This is a genomic window from Dermabacter sp. HMSC06F07 (genome assembly GCF_001807345.1).
Lineage (GTDB): Bacteria > Actinomycetota > Actinomycetes > Actinomycetales > Dermabacteraceae > Dermabacter > Dermabacter hominis.
The window spans coordinates 1-13,592 of the sequence record NZ_KV788570.1; the positions used below are offsets into that span (position 1 = coordinate 1).

Genomic DNA, 13,592 nt, shown 5'->3' on the forward strand with positions numbered 1-13,592 from the left:
CCACAGTCTTACGGTTAAGCGCAATGTGGTGGAGTTCCGCTTCAACGTGTGAGGCGGTCGCCGGCGGCTCCGGGGCCAGTCCGATTGGAGCTGATGTTGGGGTGATAGCATGAGTGCAAGCACCTTCGGGAGGTGATCGTGATGTCGTCCATTGTCGTCCGTGGGCTTGATGAGTCGGTCAAGGCTCGCTTGGCTGCTCAGGCCAGGGAGCATGGTCGCTCGATGGAGGCGGAAGTTCGTGACATCCTGACGCGGGCGGCGACCCGTCCAAACATTGGGCTCGCGCTGTTGCGTGCGGGACAGCTGGCCGGTGGGGTCGAAGACTTGCCGATTCCCGAACGTTCTGACCGCGCCCGCGTAGTGGACTTCTCGTGATCGTTCTCGACACGAACGTCGTCTCCGAGGTGCTCAGGCCGCGTCCGGAAGTGAACGTCGTGGAATGGCTGGAATCGGTCACTGATGACGTTGCCATCACCGCAATCACTCTGGCTGAGCTCTTGGCGGGCCTGCGCAGGTTGCCTGATGGTAGGCGAAAGACCGAGCTCACTGGGGCGGTTGAGGGTGCTCTGCGTCCGTATCGCGACACCGGTGCGATTCTTGCCTTCGATGCCGTGGCGGCTCCGCACTATGCCGACACCCTGGCCCAGCGAGAAGCGGCTGGTCTTCCGGTCTCGACTGGGGATGCGCAGATAGCGGCGATCTGTCGAGCCCGGGGAGCGGTCTGTGCGACGCGCAACATCAAGGACTTCCTGAGGACCGGTGTCTCCTTGTTTGATCCGTGGACAGGAACTTCGCACCCCGCTTCGTGACTCGGGATCGTCGCGGGCCTTGGTTAGAGCTTGCGCAGGATCGGGCAATCGATGAGATCGCTGCGATCAAGCCCTTGCGGGCCGCCTAAGGCTCGCTTGCCACGACCCCTCGGCACCCAGAATGCTTCGCCGCCCCAGAAGCGTGGGGAATGCTTTGCTTGGGGGTGAATCCTGGTGCTGGAATGCTCCTGATGGTCAACGCTGTGCACCTTCGTGAGCTGTCGGTCCATGACGCGGAGGTGATGGCCGAAGTGCTGGCGGACCCATCGCTGTACGAGTTCACCGGTGGGTCCGCCGAGCGCTACGGAGCTCGAGCGGCCGTACGCGATCCAGACTCGGGGCTGCTCCCTCGATGGCTCGAAGGACTGGATCAACTTGGTGGTGCTGCTTGACGCCCAGCCCATCGGATATGTGCAAGCCACTGTTCCCAAGAATGGCGGACCCGCCGAGATTGCCTGGGTGGTCGGTAAGCCGTGGCAGGGCCACGGTTATGCGTCGCGGGCCGCGCAGCTGCTGGTCGATCGGCTCGTTCAACGTGGAGTTCACAGTGTGGCTGCGCATATCAATCCCGATCATCTGGCCTCGCAGGCGGTAGCTGCGAAGCTGGGCATGGTCCCGACCGATGTGGTCGACGGTGAGAGACGGTGGGTGAGCACAGGCGTCTGACCCTGTGGCAGCGGCATGTAAGGCCTGAGGTCAGCTGCCCTGTGGCGAGCCTTCCAAGATCCACCTGACTGCCCCTAATCGTGGCGACCCGGTCGAGTTCCGGTTTGTGTGTAGTTGGCTGCTGCGACTTGGAGCAAGGGGCCGCAGGGGCATTGTGCAGGTGGCTACGCCGACTCGACGCGATCGGCGCGTCTGAACAGCGCCGATAAGGCGATGTGGAGCTCTTCCTCGACGGCGTCAGCCGTGCGTGGGTCATAGAGCAGTTGCGAGCCATATCCCTGCACCAGGGCGAGCCAGATGCGTGCCGCGCGGGTTGGATCGACGGGCTGGATCTCGCCCTCCGCGATGGCGCGTCCGATGAGTGACGCGATGCGCCCCACCAATTCGGCATCCTCCGTGCGCAGTGCGAGGGAAAAGGCCTGATTGGTGTGCGCCAGGTTTCCGAATCCCGTCGCGACGATTTCCTGGCGGCGGCTCCGTTCGTTGAGTGGCAGGATCTGCAGCGTCAGGGCGACGAGCCAGTCCACGAGCGTCGGCTGACTCGGCACGGCGACAGCCGGTGCCGCCGCGGCTGCACGGAAGCGGGCGAGCATCGCCTGGAGCAGCTCGTCCTTGGTGGCGAAGGACTTCTGGACCGCCCCGAGCGACATTCCCGCCTCTGCGGCCACGCTGCGATAGGATACCGCTCCCATGCCGTCGCGAGCCATGACGGCCAGGCCCGCGTCGGCATAGGCCTGCTGCCGTGAGGTCAGTTCCATGGGTTCATTCTGCCTCGGCCTGGGTGGTGCGGGGCCACCACCACACCGCCTGCACTGCCAGCAGGGCCAGGGTGCCGAACAGGCTGATCAGCCCTGCAGTGTCGACCGAATCCCCGGTCAGCCAGGCCGCGTAGTCATAGACCGCGTGCCAGATGATCCCGATCCACAGGCTCCGGCATGCGATCACCATTCCCGCGAGGACGATCCCCACGAGCAGGGCGAGCGCTTGCTGGCCGACGATGTAGACGACTGGCTGGCCGGTGAAGATGTTGCCGAGGTGGAGGAGTGCAAAGATCACTGCGCCTGCGACGATCGCGAACCGGTCGCCGCGCCCCCGCAGGGCGGCGAGCAACAGACCCCGGAACCAGATCTCCTCGTTGAAGCCCACGGCGATCCACAGCGACAGGTACGCCGCTGCCATCAGGGGGGACCCCCTGTCAAGCGATCTCGTCGGAGTTGTCCCCGTGCTCTGAACGGGCTGTGACGGCACCTCGGGGAGCCAAGCGGTGCAGCTGCGACGCGGCCTCGCTCAACGCCCAGCGTGTCCCCGGTGTCGGAACCTGGTTTCGTCGCTCCAAGCATCACCTCAGGAGCTTGCCGGTGAGGTGGTAGGCGTGGCAGTCTCGGCACCAGTAGGAGCGAATCTCTCTACGCTTGTGATTGCCTCGCTCGGCTCTGCCGCCGGCGGTTGCCAGCTCTTCCAGCCTTTTCCTGACTGGCCGTATCCATCGTGGTGCATGCCCGGGATTCTCCTTGACCTCACCCGTGTCGCCGACCGTACGGGCTACCTCTTACAATCCCCGCCCGTCGCCGCAGGGCCGCTGGTCCTGCGGCTCGATGAGCGACGCCGTGCCTGCGGGCGTGCTCCGCTCGCGGGTCATTGGTCTGGCTATACTTGGTGCTCGCTGCACCGCTGATTGCTCGAAAGAGGGTTGTATGGGTTCCTGGGATCCCACGCATGCACTGACGCTCAACGGCGGCGCGTCCGTGACGGAAGTGTGCAAGCTGCTCGATCCGGAGGCGATGCTGCGGCGCGTCCTGTCGGGCATGGATGGTCAGCAGGAGTTCGCCGTCTCCCTGGCACGGTTCCCCGAGGGGACGCGGTTGTGGGATCCCCGGGCCTCCGGGTGGCCACTGTGCTTCCTGCAGGCGGCGGGGGCAGCGACGGCAATGATGGTCGAAGTGAGCCAGTTCGATGCCTCGGGCGAGCTGGGTCTGTACAAGCTCGGGTGCAGGGGCTCCGACGAACAAGGAGCCGCGCAGCTGGAGGTTCGTTGGCGAGGTCGGGCGGAGACGGTTCCGAAGCTTGAGGTCTTCACTGCGCAACAGGCCGGCGACATCTTCGTCCACTACTACCGGACGGACAGCGTCCCCGACTGGTGTACCTTGCGCCGGTTCGAGTGATCACCGTCCCGGCTGGCGGGGATGCTCGCCGGTTGCCCTTGTCAGGCGCCAGTTTCGATCCTTCGGGCGAAGGGGTAGTCGGTGATCACGCCGTCGCCGTCGACGTCGAGCACAGCGTCGAAGTCCTCGTCCCGTTGATGAAGCGAACCGAGCCGCGATCGATGCTGGCGTAGTACTGCTCCGAGGCGCTGACCTCCAGCGAAGGCAGATCGATCCACGCCATCACCAGCCGTTGTTCAGGTTGGATGTCGAGTAGTCACTGGTGACGACGCCAGCGACCAATAACCATGTGGCCCATGGACCACGCGACGACTGACCAGCGCAGCCCCGCTGCCGGCGCGTCGTCCTGCCGTCCGCCCGCCTGCGCCACCCGTCGCGGGTTCCTCACCGGAGCCGCACTGGTGCCGGTCGCCGCGGGGCTGACGTCGTGCGCCTCGCCGACGCCTCCGGCCCAGCAACCGACGCCGCGACCGACCGTCGCTGCCGTGTATCGCGGCTCAGCCGGATGCGACGGTTGCGCCGAGACGCTCGCGGAACGACTCGCGGGCGCGCCGCTGCACATGGAGGTGACCTTCGTCGGCCCCGACGAGGAGGTTGCGCTGGACGCGGGGGCCCTCGACGGGATCGACCTGTACGTCCAGCCGGGCGGCGGCGACGACATCCCGGCAGCCGCCGCCGAGTTCCCCGCACCGTTCGTCGAGGCGCTGCAGGAGTGGGTGCGCGGCGGGGGCCGCTATCTGGGCGTCTGCATGGGGGCCTACCTGGCTGGCAACGACGGGTTCGGACTCATCCCAAGGCAGATCGACGGTGAGGTCGGGGCGCCGGGGTTTCCCGTGGTGGACAGTGCCGACCACCTGGTCGCGGTCACCTGGGACGGCACCCGACGGTGGACGTACTTCCAGGAAGGTGCCCGACTGCCCGAACGTGGCGCCGTCGTGCATGCCCGCTACGAGACCGGCGACATCGCCGCGGCGCGCTACGTCCTCGGGCAGGGCCGCATCGGCCTGATCGGCCCGCACCCCGAGGCCGACAGCACCTGGCTGAAGGGCAGCGGACTCATCGACGAGGACGGCGACGACTGGGCCTACGCCCTGCCCCTGGTGCGCCAGCTCGTGCCATGAACCCGGGCGCCGGTTCGGCGCGGCAGGATGGGGCCGTGCACCCCGTCCTCAACCTCATCCGCACCCGCATGGCCGCGGGCTCCCGTCCGCTGCACCGGGACGACGACGCCCGCCTCGCCGTGGTGCTCGAGGGCGGCAGCTCGCGAGCAGCCCACGGCGGCAGCATGATCTGTGAGCTGGAGGAACGCGGCCTGCTGGCGGCCTTCGACGCGGTGTACGGCTCGTCGGCAGGAGCCCTCAACGGCGCATGGCTCGTGTGCGAGCGGGCCCGCGCCAACGTCCACGGCTGGTGGATCTCGGAGTCGATGGGCGCCATCATGAAGCCGGGCAACCTCTGGCGGGGCCAGCCGGTGGTCGACGGGGAGCACATCGTCGACGTCGTGTACGAGACGGTCACGCCGATGGGCTTCGACGAGATCCTCGCGAGCCCTGTCGAGTTCCATCCCGCCGGCACCGACGCCGCCGACGTCACCCTCGCCCAGCTCCACGGGGACGCTGACGGCCCGTACACGGGCTGTGAGGAGGTCTGGTGCCTCGACCACGAGAACATCCCGGTGCCCTGCGAGATGGGCCTTGCCGAGGTCGCCGAGTGGGGTGAGGTCCACGAGGAGGTCGGTGAGACTCTGTGGCCTGCGCTGTGCGCCTGGGTGGAGTCGGGTAACTACACCTCCGTGGGGCGCTGCCTGCCCAGCACTTCCGACTTCGAGGAGCGCTACTGCGGGCAGTGGGAGCGCTTCGACGACTTCGCCGCCCAGCTCGCTGAGGACACCGGTCTAATGGACGGATGGCCCGAGGAGGCTCAGCGGTACTTCAACTGGGAATCATGGACCCGCGACCTGCTGTTCGACCACACCGTCATACCCGCACCCGACGGTGGGGTGTTCGTATTCCGAGACCTGTGACATAAGAGCCCCGCAGCCAGATTTGGTGAACTGGTCCCCGATTGTCGGACTGGTTTGAAAGCCTAGGGCCTAGGCGGCAAGGGTCTGTTCCCGGTATTGGACCGGGGGCAGGCCCTTGTTGCTGTTGTGGGGGCGGTGGTGGTTGAACCAGTCGATGTAGTCGGTGAACTCGGTGGTGAGTTGCTCGACGGTGGTGATCGTGGTCGAGCAGAACAGTTCGTCCTTGAGGTGGCCGAAGAAGCTCTCGATTACGGCATTGTCGAGGCAGTTCCCGCGCCGGGACATCGATCCTCTCGCGCCGGCCTGGCCGAGGATCCTGCGCCATTGCCAGTGCTGATATTGGAATCCCTGGTCCGAGTGGACGATCGGGTGGTCTCCCTCTCGCAGCCGGCCGACGGCCTGTTCCAGGGAGGTGTTGGTCAGGGCCAGGTTCGGTGACGGGCCGATGGTCGCGCCTATGATCTGGCGGTCGAACAGGTCCATGACCGCCGACAGATACACCTTCTCGCCGTCGAGGTGGAACTCGGTGACGTCGGTGACCCACTTCTGGTTCGGGCCAGTGGTGGTGAAGTCACGCTGGAGAAGGTTCGGGAAGGTCTTGCCGACCTCGCCCTTGAAGGACCGGAACCGCTTGCGGCGAATCTCGCAACGCAGCCCGAGGTCGCGCATGAACTTCAGGACGGTCTTCTTCGCGACGATCCAGCCCTGGGCCCGCAGTTTGGCCCAGACCCGTCGATGCCCGAACCGGCGACGCGAGGCCTCGAAGACCTCCCTGATCGCCGCCTTCAACCCAGCCTGCGGGTCCGGGGCGGTGAGGCGGGCTTGGTGATAGAAGAACGTGGATCTCGCCAGCCCGGCCGCGGCGAGCAGATCGGTGAGCCTGTGGTCTGCCTTGAGGGAAACGACGGCCATCACCTTGACCGACTTTGTGGCTCCATCAAGGCCCGCAATTTTCCCAGGTAGGCGTTCTCCGCCCTCAGCCGCTCAACCTCGCGCCGCAGAGTTTCGATCTCGTCGGACGGCCCCGTGGCCGTCTTCCGACCTCGTGGTCTGGGTCTGAGACCGTCTTCGCCCTGCTCGCGCAGGATCCTTCCCCATCTCTGGACGATCTGGGGAGAGGACAGACCGAATTCGATCGCCAGGTCCGTCTTCGGCTCCCCAGCCAGGAAACGCTGCGCGACGGCCACCTTCGTTTCGAACGGATAGACCTTCTTGCCCGATGCCATGACCAGCGCTCCTCTGCCTCGAACACGCCAACGCTGGAACAACTTTCGCACCGGCCAACGACTCACACCAAGCTCAGACGCCACGGCCGTGTCGCCCCAGCCCGCCTCGAACAACCCTACAGCCGCCCGCTGCTGGGCTTGGGTCAGAGAACTACTCGCATACATGAAGACTCCCCGGAAGAAGAAACTGAATTCTCAGTCCAACTTCCGGGGAGCACTTCAGGCTCAGCGGCACCCTGGGACCGGCCGCGGTCGCCTGGCTCGCCGCAGCCGCGAGCCCGCTCGTCGCGACCCTGGCACTGGCGGCCGCTGAGGTCGTCGGGGCCGGAGCCGTGCTCGCCCTGCCGCGCCAGTCCCCGCTCGACGACCCCGGCGCGGTCCCGTCCCCAGGACGCACCCTCGTCACGATCCGGCGATCCGGCCCGCTGCGGCGCACTCTCGTCCTGACCGTCGTCGTCGCATTCTCCGTCGCGGCGCTGCCGATCTATGCCGTCGCGGTCGCGCAGTCCCTGGGCGAGGCGGCGCTGGCCGGGAGCCTGGTCGCAAGCTACGGAATCGGCACCCTCGCCGGCTCCGGGCTGCTCATGGTCCGGCCGCTGCACGGGGACGCCGACAAGCTCACCGGCGTCCTCGCGGCAGTCGTCGCTGCGGCACTGCTCCTGGTCATCGCGACGACGAACTTCACTGCTGCCCTCGTCGCGTTCGGCGCAGCAGGGATTGCGAACTCACTGTTCTTCGCGGCTACGCTCGCGGCTCGGAGCGAGTACGCCCCGCCCGAGGCGCGCGGGCAGATCTTCATCTGGGTCGGCGCGCTGAAGATCGCCGCCGGCTCGGCCGGCACCGCCGTCGCCGGAGCGCTCATCGGCGGCACCGCCTGGCTGCCGGTCGCAATCGTCGCCGCCCTCTCAACTGCTGCGGCAGCGGTCTGTCTGGTCGAGCGGAGTAGGGATCGAACCTGACCCGCGGTCACCGCTCCCCGACGAGCCGCGGGCACCGCAGCAGACGAAGGGCAGCCGGGCATCGGCGCAATCCTGCGCGAGCACCGCGCCGACGTCATCGCGCGGATCCTCCTCCTGCTGGTCACGGTCACTCCAATCGTCCTGCTCTCCCACGACATGGCGGTCTTCCTGGACGACGGGCTCGACCGGCTCGGTGCGCCGCTGGCTCTCTGCGGCGTGCTCATCGCGCTGCTTTGCCGAGTTCGCAAGCTGAGGTTATTCGGCTACGGAACGTGGTGGAGTTCCGCTTCAATGTGTGACTCGGTTCGCCTTCGTTTTGTCGTCGGAAGCGCTCGTTACATGGTTGGCTGGTCGCATGCGAATTGAGCTCACCAGGTTTCGGGTGCGGGAAGGCGCGCGAGCCAAAGTTGACGAGTGGATGGCGTTCCTGAACGAGAATGAGGATGCAGTACGCGAGACTCTCGAACCCGAGGAGATGTACGTCGAGACGATCTTCCACGAAGTCGTGGACAACGTTGATTACCTCTACTGGTACAGCGTGCAGGGTGAGAGTGGGCAGTCTGTCAATCATTCTGAACACTGGCTCGACAAGCATCACGTCGCATTCTGGAAAGAGTGCATCGATGACACCTATCCGGGTGAGGACCTCACACCGCGGGTGCACATGGTGCCACAGCGTGTGGAGGCAGCGATGGTGCCTCTCGTGTGCGAATAGATCGCGGCGATCATCCAGTTGCGCGCTGTTTGGCGCGTGTCGGATATTGTGATCAATATCATCGCGCACGACGCGCTGACCTCCAGGGTTCTTGTGGGCCTGCGCTGGCCGGCCCGAGAAGACGCTGTTACACCCTGTTGAGCTTAGACCATATATGGTCTAAGCTTGCGTTATGTGGAACGTGGACATCGAGCTGATCGCCGAATGGCTCGCTTCGCTGGACGATGATTCGCGGGTGCAGGTGATAGCTGCGATCGAGCTACTCGAAGAACGTGGCCCACAGCTCGGGCGGCCAATCGTTGACACTGTGTCGTCGTCACAACATCGCAACATGAAGGAGCTGCGGCCGGGTTCGGCTGGACGATCTGAGCTGCGCGTCTTGTTCGCATTCGATCCGGAGCGCTCAGCGATCATGTTGATCGCTGGCGACAAGGCTGGCAACTGGACGCGCTGGTACAAGACGAACGTTCCACTGGCCGACGACATTTTCGATGAACACCTGCGCAAATTGAGAGGAGAGTGACCGAAATGGCCCTGTCACTGAAGGACTTTGTCGCCGAGCATCCCGTGGACCGCGAGCGCGTCGACGCGCATAAGGAGAGGATGCTCGCCGAGACGCGCGCATACCGACTCCGTGAGCTTCGTGAAGATGCTGGTCTAACGCAGGCGCAGCTCGCTGCACGCATCGGCGTGGGTCAGCGTCAGGTCTCCAAGATCGAGCATGGCGACCTTGATAATGCGAAGGTCGGTACGATCCGCAATTACCTTGAGGCGGTTGGCGGCGGTCTGTCGATCGAGTATGTTCTGGGCGATCATCGCGTCCAAGTGGCCTGACAGGCTCCCGTGCGACGCCATGGCCATGCGTGCCTGAACTCGGTCGATTCCCGTGTCCAGAACGCAACCACACGAAAGCTGACGCAGACCCGCACTGCTCGATTCGTCGACTCGCGGTGCATACCGCCTGGCAACCGGTTAGAGCCACTAAACGAGGACCGCGTGGGACAGCACAGCATCCGCGTCAACGCACAATGGCGTCTCTGCTTCGTCTGGAGAGATGGAGGTGCAGACGATGTCGAACTCGTCGACGACCGCTGAGAGTGACCTGATCGAGCCGATCCGTCCGAGAGAGATCCTCATGGATGACTTCATCGAGGGGTTCGGCATTACGCAGCACAAGCTGGCGGCCTCGATCGGTGTGCCGCCGCGTCGGGTCAATGAGATTGTGCACGGTAAGCGCGCGGTCACCGCGGACACGGCACTACGGCTGGGGCGCTACTTCGCGATCGAGCCGCAGTTCTGGCTGAATCTGCAGTTGCGGCATGAGCTGGCACTGGCTGCAGTCCGCACCGCCGAACAGGTGGACGAGACTACGCCCTGGGAGCTGGCGTCGTGAAATCCAGCGATCAGTGCATCTTCTGCGACATCGTAGCTGGTTCCAGCCCTGCGACCATCATTGCGGAGAGTTCGCAGGCAGTTGCCTTCTTGACGTTGACTGATTCTGCGCTGTCAGCCGGGCACACGCTTGTCGTGCCGAAGCAACACTGCCTTGGGGTCCTCGAGGCGACGTCCGAATCTCGCGCGGCGGTGGTTGAGCTTTGCAGCGTTATTGGTTCAGCGATGGTGGAGGCGAGGCTCGGTACGGGGGTTAATCTGCTGAGCGCCTGTGGTCCGGGGAGTGACCAGTCGGTTGCTCACTGGCACGTCCATGTGGTGCCGCGTCGTAACGGAGACGGCGTGGATACGTGGCCCGTGACGAACTCTGCTGTCACGGCGATCGATCAAGCGGCGGCTGGTGCTCGTCTCAGTGCGACGCTAGCGGCTGCCGTCTGAGCTTCCACGGTCCGCGTTGGAGACCCGGAGCGCTCGGAGGCCCTTGGTCGGCTGGGGGAACGTGCCGGGCGGCGGCTCGCCCACAGCTCCCGTGCCCGCATGCATCGAGAAGGGCCAGGTGGCCGAGTACGATCCCGATTCCACGGAGGCAGACCGTGAACTCGAATGACGCGCCTGGTCCAAGGTGCGTCCGCGCGGCGTGTGGTTGAATCCCTATCAGACTTGCCGATCAAAGCCTCAGCGCTTCGCTTGCGCAGCCCGCAGGCCGTTCAAAATCACGATGACTTCGGCGACCTCGTGTACCAACACGACGGCGGCCAGGCCCAGCACGCCGCTGATCGCCAGCGGCATCAACACGATGATGATGGCCAGAGACAGCACGATGTTTTGGTTGATGATCCTGCTGCCTCGGCGGGCGTGCTGTAGTGCCTTCGGGATTAGCCGGAGGTCGTGGCCTGTGAAGGCGACGTCAGCGGACTCGATCGCGGCGTCAGAGCCGGTCGCTCCCATCGCGATGCCCACCGTAGCGCCCGCCAATGCCGGCGCGTCGTTGATGCCGTCGCCGATCATCGCTGTCGGCGTCTTAGAGGAGAGCTCGGCGACGATGCTTGCCTTGTCCTCCGGGCGCAGCTCGGCGCGCACGTCGTCGATTCCGGCGATTTGAGCCAGCGCCCGGGCGGTGCGAGTGTTGTCGCCGGTGAGCATGCTTACTTCCACGTCGTTGGCGTGCAGGGCCTGCACGGCTTCGGGCACCTCGGGCCGCAACTCGTCGCGGACCCCGATCGCCCCGGCGAGAGCGTCATCGACGGTGACCAGGACGCAGGTCTGGCCCTCGGACTCCATGCGCTCAACGTCCGCTTTCAGTGGCCCGGCGTCGATCCATCGGGGGCTGCCCACAAGTACCCGTCGACCTTCGACGGTGCCGCCGATGCCATGCCCAGCTTCCTCGCTGATGTCCGAGGCGGTGGGCGCTTCGGGCCCCGCTGCCGCGATCGCCGCGGCGAGAGGGTGCGTCGATTGCTGCTCAACGGCCGCCGCGAAGGAGAGCACCTGCGTCCGATCGAATCCGTCTGCCGGGACCACTCCGGTAACCTCAGGCTGGTTGCGGGTAAGGGTTCCGGTTTTGTCCACTGCCAGGTGACGGATGCCGCCGAGTCTCTCGAACGCCGCGCCAGACTTGATGACCACTCCGAACTGGCTGGCTGCGCCGATCGCGGCCACGACCGTCAGCGGCACGGAGATTGCCAGCGCGCACGGCGATGCTGCGACCAGGACCACCAGCGCGCGGGTGATCCACGTCTCGGGGTCGCCCAGCACCGAGCCGATCACGCCGACCAGCACCGCCAGGATCATCACCCCGGGCACTAGGGGTCGGGCAATCCGGTCGGCGATCCGGGCGCGGTCGCCCTTTTCCGCCTGCGCTTGCTCGACCAGGTCCACGAGTGTGGTCAGTGAGTTGTCCGTTCCAGCTGCGGTCGTTTCGACCTCCAGCACGCCGGCGGAGTTGATTGCTCCCGCGGGCACCTCGTCGCCGGGCGCAACCTCCTCCGGAATGGATTCTCCGGTGATCGCTGAAGTGTCAAGGCTGGAGCGCCCAGACCGAATGATGCCGTCCGTGGCGATCCGCTCCCCGGGGCGTATGACCATGAGCTCGCCAACCACGAGGTCCTTTGCTACGACCTCGACTGCCGTGCCGTCGCGCAGTACCGCTGCGGTCTGCGGCACCAACTTCAACAGTGCCCGCAGTCCGCCCTGGGCCCGATCCATTGCCTTGTCCTCCAGCGCCTCGGCGATCGAGTACAGGAACGCTAGCGCTGCGGCCTCTCCAACGAAGCCGAGGATCACCGCGCCTACCGCGCTGATCGTCATCAGCAAACCAATGCCGAGCTTTCGCTTCGTGACAAGGTTCCGGATCGCTCCAGGTGCGAACGTGTAAGCGCCCAACAGCAGACCAAGCCAATACAGTACCGTCGCGGGCGTCTCCAAGTCGGACCAGTCCAGCGCCAGCCCTGTAATGAGGGCTACGCCGGAGAAGATCGGTAGCAGTAGCTCGGGGTCCTTCCACCATGGCCGATCGAGCTCTTCGATCTCCGTGGCGGGTTCGTGTTCGCATCCACATGCTGAACTCATGCGTCCGCTCCTTTCTCGCCGCAGCCGGGCACCGAGCACTCAGGGGCGATGCACGGGGCGTTTTCGTCGATAGCCAACGTCGCGTTAACTAGCGCGTCGAGCGCTGCCGCGAGGTGCGGATCGGCGATTTCGTAGCGAGTCTTGCGGCCCTCCGGCTTGGCGACGACGATGCCGCAATCGCGTAGGCAGGACAGGTGGTTCGAGACGTTCGAGCGGGTCAGATCCAAGCTTTGCGAAATCTCGGCCGGGTAGCCCGGACCGTCGAGTAGGGTCATCAGGATTCGGGAGCGCGTCGGATCAGCCATGGCCCGGCCGAGCCGGTTCATGACGTCGAGGCGTGAAGCAATAGTCAGCATGTACTGAACAATACAACGTGTGCCGAACTATTCAAAATGCACTGAACTGACATTGAAGCGAAGAGCTTGCGACCTGCAGGAATTACTCGATGGGATAGCCGGTAACTGGGCCTTCGCGGTTCGGCTGCCAACCGAAAGCGGGGGCGACATGCGTGGCGAAGTTGTCCAAGATCTTCACGTTGACGTCCACGCCCATCCCGGTGGGGATGATGATGAGCAGGGCGTCGGCGGACATGACGGCGGGATCGGCTTTGAGCTGCTCAATGAGCTTGTCGGGCTCAGCGGCGAAGGTGCGACCGAAGGTGGAGGCGCCGACGTCGGGAAGCATGCCCAGCTGATCGGAGCCGGTGGCCTGCATGCCGAACATCTGCATGTCCGCGCCGTCAGCGATGGGGAAGACGGAGCGCGAAACCGACGCGCGCGGCGTCCAAGCATGGCCCGCCGTCTTCCATGCGGCGCGGTAGCGACTGATCTGGTCTGCCTGGATTTCGCTCAGGGGCTCGGCGTTGGTCTCGGAGACCAGAGTGGACGACATCAGGTTGAGTCCGTCCTCGGCGGTTTGCTCGACAGAAGCGTGGGTGCCGGAGCCGTAGGAAATGTGCTAACGCAGCTCGGGCACCATGGGGACGACCGGCAGGGCGGAGCCGGGCTGGAATATGTTGGGCTACTGCCGGTCCAGCGGTGCGGCGGTGGCGAATCCGTTGCCGTCCACTGCA

General features: G+C 65.3%; 20 protein-coding genes and 1 pseudogene. 13 read left to right on the top strand and 8 right to left on the bottom strand.

The window, feature by feature from the left end; translation table 11 throughout:
• Positions 1-141: 141 nt before the first annotated feature.
• The 3 genes from HMPREF3157_RS00635 (at position 142) to HMPREF3157_RS10660 (ending at position 1,475) form a co-directional block, all read left to right on the top strand.
• Complete coding sequence (locus tag HMPREF3157_RS00635) at positions 142-375, top strand: FitA-like ribbon-helix-helix domain-containing protein (RefSeq protein WP_016664115.1); 234 nt, start codon at positions 142-144, stop codon at positions 373-375.
• Positions 372-809 carry a type II toxin-antitoxin system VapC family toxin gene (locus HMPREF3157_RS00640; RefSeq protein ID WP_016664116.1) on the top strand — a complete coding sequence of 146 codons (438 nt, stop codon included), beginning with the start codon at positions 372-374 and terminating at the stop codon, positions 807-809. Before HMPREF3157_RS00635 ends, HMPREF3157_RS00640 begins: the two co-directional genes overlap by 4 nt.
• A gap of 378 nt (positions 810-1,187) precedes the next feature.
• The gene (locus tag HMPREF3157_RS10660) at positions 1,188-1,475 is read left to right on the top strand and encodes a GNAT family N-acetyltransferase (protein ID WP_232049727.1); all 288 of its coding nucleotides are present in this window, start codon (positions 1,188-1,190) and stop codon (positions 1,473-1,475) included.
• A gap of 164 nt (positions 1,476-1,639) precedes the next feature.
• Here HMPREF3157_RS10660 and HMPREF3157_RS00650 read toward each other — a convergent pair whose 3' ends face one another.
• Positions 1,640-2,233 (bottom strand): TetR/AcrR family transcriptional regulator, encoded by a 594-nt coding sequence (locus HMPREF3157_RS00650; RefSeq protein ID WP_016664118.1) that lies wholly within the window; start codon positions 2,231-2,233, stop codon positions 1,640-1,642.
• 4 nt (positions 2,234-2,237) lie between these two features.
• Entirely contained in the window at positions 2,238-2,654 is a 417-nt protein-coding gene (locus tag HMPREF3157_RS00655; RefSeq protein WP_016664119.1) for a CPBP family intramembrane glutamic endopeptidase, read from the bottom strand.
• Positions 2,655-3,169: 515 nt separating this feature from the next.
• Between HMPREF3157_RS00655 and HMPREF3157_RS00660 the strand changes: the two genes are divergently transcribed.
• A complete protein-coding gene (locus tag HMPREF3157_RS00660; RefSeq protein WP_016664120.1) occupies positions 3,170-3,637 on the top strand; it encodes a hypothetical protein in 468 nt (155 codons plus the stop codon).
• A 41-nt stretch (positions 3,638-3,678) separates the two neighbouring features.
• On the opposite strand, the gene HMPREF3157_RS10470 is transcribed toward HMPREF3157_RS00660, so the two are convergent.
• Positions 3,679-3,855: a putative glycolipid-binding domain-containing protein gene (locus tag HMPREF3157_RS10470; RefSeq protein ID WP_147594896.1), complete on the bottom strand. Its 177-nt coding sequence runs from the start codon at positions 3,853-3,855 to the stop codon at positions 3,679-3,681.
• A 78-nt stretch (positions 3,856-3,933) separates the two neighbouring features.
• Here HMPREF3157_RS10470 and HMPREF3157_RS10325 point away from each other — a divergent pair, with 78 nt between their 5' ends.
• Complete coding sequence (locus HMPREF3157_RS10325; protein WP_016664121.1) at positions 3,934-4,758, top strand: BPL-N domain-containing protein; 825 nt, start codon at positions 3,934-3,936, stop codon at positions 4,756-4,758.
• 68 nt (positions 4,759-4,826) lie between these two features.
• Positions 4,827-5,660 carry an antirestriction protein ArdA gene (locus HMPREF3157_RS00670; protein ID WP_255348421.1) on the top strand — a complete coding sequence of 278 codons (834 nt, stop codon included), beginning with the start codon at positions 4,827-4,829 and terminating at the stop codon, positions 5,658-5,660.
• Positions 5,661-5,729: 69 nt separating this feature from the next.
• Here the strand turns inward: HMPREF3157_RS00670 and HMPREF3157_RS00675 are convergent, their stop codons facing one another.
• Entirely contained in the window at positions 5,730-6,572 is an 843-nt protein-coding gene (locus tag HMPREF3157_RS00675) for an IS3 family transposase (protein WP_016664123.1), read from the bottom strand.
• The gene (locus HMPREF3157_RS00680) at positions 6,572-6,886 is read right to left on the bottom strand and encodes a helix-turn-helix domain-containing protein (RefSeq protein WP_016664124.1); all 315 of its coding nucleotides are present in this window, start codon (positions 6,884-6,886) and stop codon (positions 6,572-6,574) included. Before HMPREF3157_RS00680 ends, HMPREF3157_RS00675 begins: the two co-directional genes overlap by 1 nt.
• A gap of 332 nt (positions 6,887-7,218) precedes the next feature.
• Between HMPREF3157_RS00680 and HMPREF3157_RS00685 the strand changes: the two genes are divergently transcribed.
• The 7 genes and pseudogenes from HMPREF3157_RS00685 to HMPREF3157_RS10900 all read left to right on the top strand — a co-directional run.
• Positions 7,219-7,845: an MFS transporter gene (locus HMPREF3157_RS00685; protein WP_016664125.1), complete on the top strand. Its 627-nt coding sequence runs from the start codon at positions 7,219-7,221 to the stop codon at positions 7,843-7,845.
• Positions 7,846-8,200: 355 nt separating this feature from the next.
• Entirely contained in the window at positions 8,201-8,560 is a 360-nt protein-coding gene (locus HMPREF3157_RS00690; RefSeq protein ID WP_016664126.1) for a DUF6176 family protein, read from the top strand.
• A gap of 172 nt (positions 8,561-8,732) precedes the next feature.
• A complete protein-coding gene (locus tag HMPREF3157_RS00695) occupies positions 8,733-9,083 on the top strand; it encodes a type II toxin-antitoxin system RelE/ParE family toxin (protein ID WP_016664127.1) in 351 nt (116 codons plus the stop codon).
• A gap of 5 nt (positions 9,084-9,088) precedes the next feature.
• Positions 9,089-9,394 carry a helix-turn-helix domain-containing protein gene (locus tag HMPREF3157_RS00700; protein ID WP_016664128.1) on the top strand — a complete coding sequence of 102 codons (306 nt, stop codon included), beginning with the start codon at positions 9,089-9,091 and terminating at the stop codon, positions 9,392-9,394.
• Between the two features lie 9 nt (positions 9,395-9,403).
• Entirely contained in the window at positions 9,404-9,655 is a 252-nt protein-coding gene (locus tag HMPREF3157_RS10135) for a type II toxin-antitoxin system RelE/ParE family toxin (RefSeq protein WP_081976445.1), read from the top strand.
• Positions 9,630-9,953, top strand: a complete 324-nt coding sequence (locus HMPREF3157_RS00705; RefSeq protein WP_016664129.1) for a HigA family addiction module antitoxin — start codon at positions 9,630-9,632, stop codon at positions 9,951-9,953. Before HMPREF3157_RS10135 ends, HMPREF3157_RS00705 begins: the two co-directional genes overlap by 26 nt.
• Positions 9,950-10,273 (top strand): annotated as a pseudogene (locus HMPREF3157_RS10900) (HIT family protein); the annotation flags it as partial. The gene HMPREF3157_RS00705 and the pseudogene HMPREF3157_RS10900, both read left to right, overlap by 4 nt.
• A 354-nt stretch (positions 10,274-10,627) precedes the next feature.
• Here the strand turns inward: HMPREF3157_RS10900 and HMPREF3157_RS00715 are convergent.
• From HMPREF3157_RS00715 to HMPREF3157_RS00725, 3 genes are all read right to left on the bottom strand, one after another.
• Positions 10,628-12,520 (bottom strand): heavy metal translocating P-type ATPase, encoded by a 1,893-nt coding sequence (locus HMPREF3157_RS00715; protein WP_016664131.1) that lies wholly within the window; start codon positions 12,518-12,520, stop codon positions 10,628-10,630.
• Positions 12,517-12,876 carry a Cd(II)/Pb(II)-sensing metalloregulatory transcriptional regulator CmtR gene (locus HMPREF3157_RS00720; RefSeq protein ID WP_016664132.1) on the bottom strand — a complete coding sequence of 120 codons (360 nt, stop codon included), beginning with the start codon at positions 12,874-12,876 and terminating at the stop codon, positions 12,517-12,519. The genes HMPREF3157_RS00715 and HMPREF3157_RS00720 overlap by 4 nt, the downstream gene beginning before the upstream one ends.
• Positions 12,877-12,958: 82 nt before the next feature.
• Positions 12,959-13,411, bottom strand: coding sequence for a hypothetical protein (locus tag HMPREF3157_RS00725; RefSeq protein WP_016664133.1), 453 nt, complete (start codon positions 13,409-13,411; stop codon positions 12,959-12,961).
• Between the last annotated feature and the right edge of the window lie 181 nt (positions 13,412-13,592).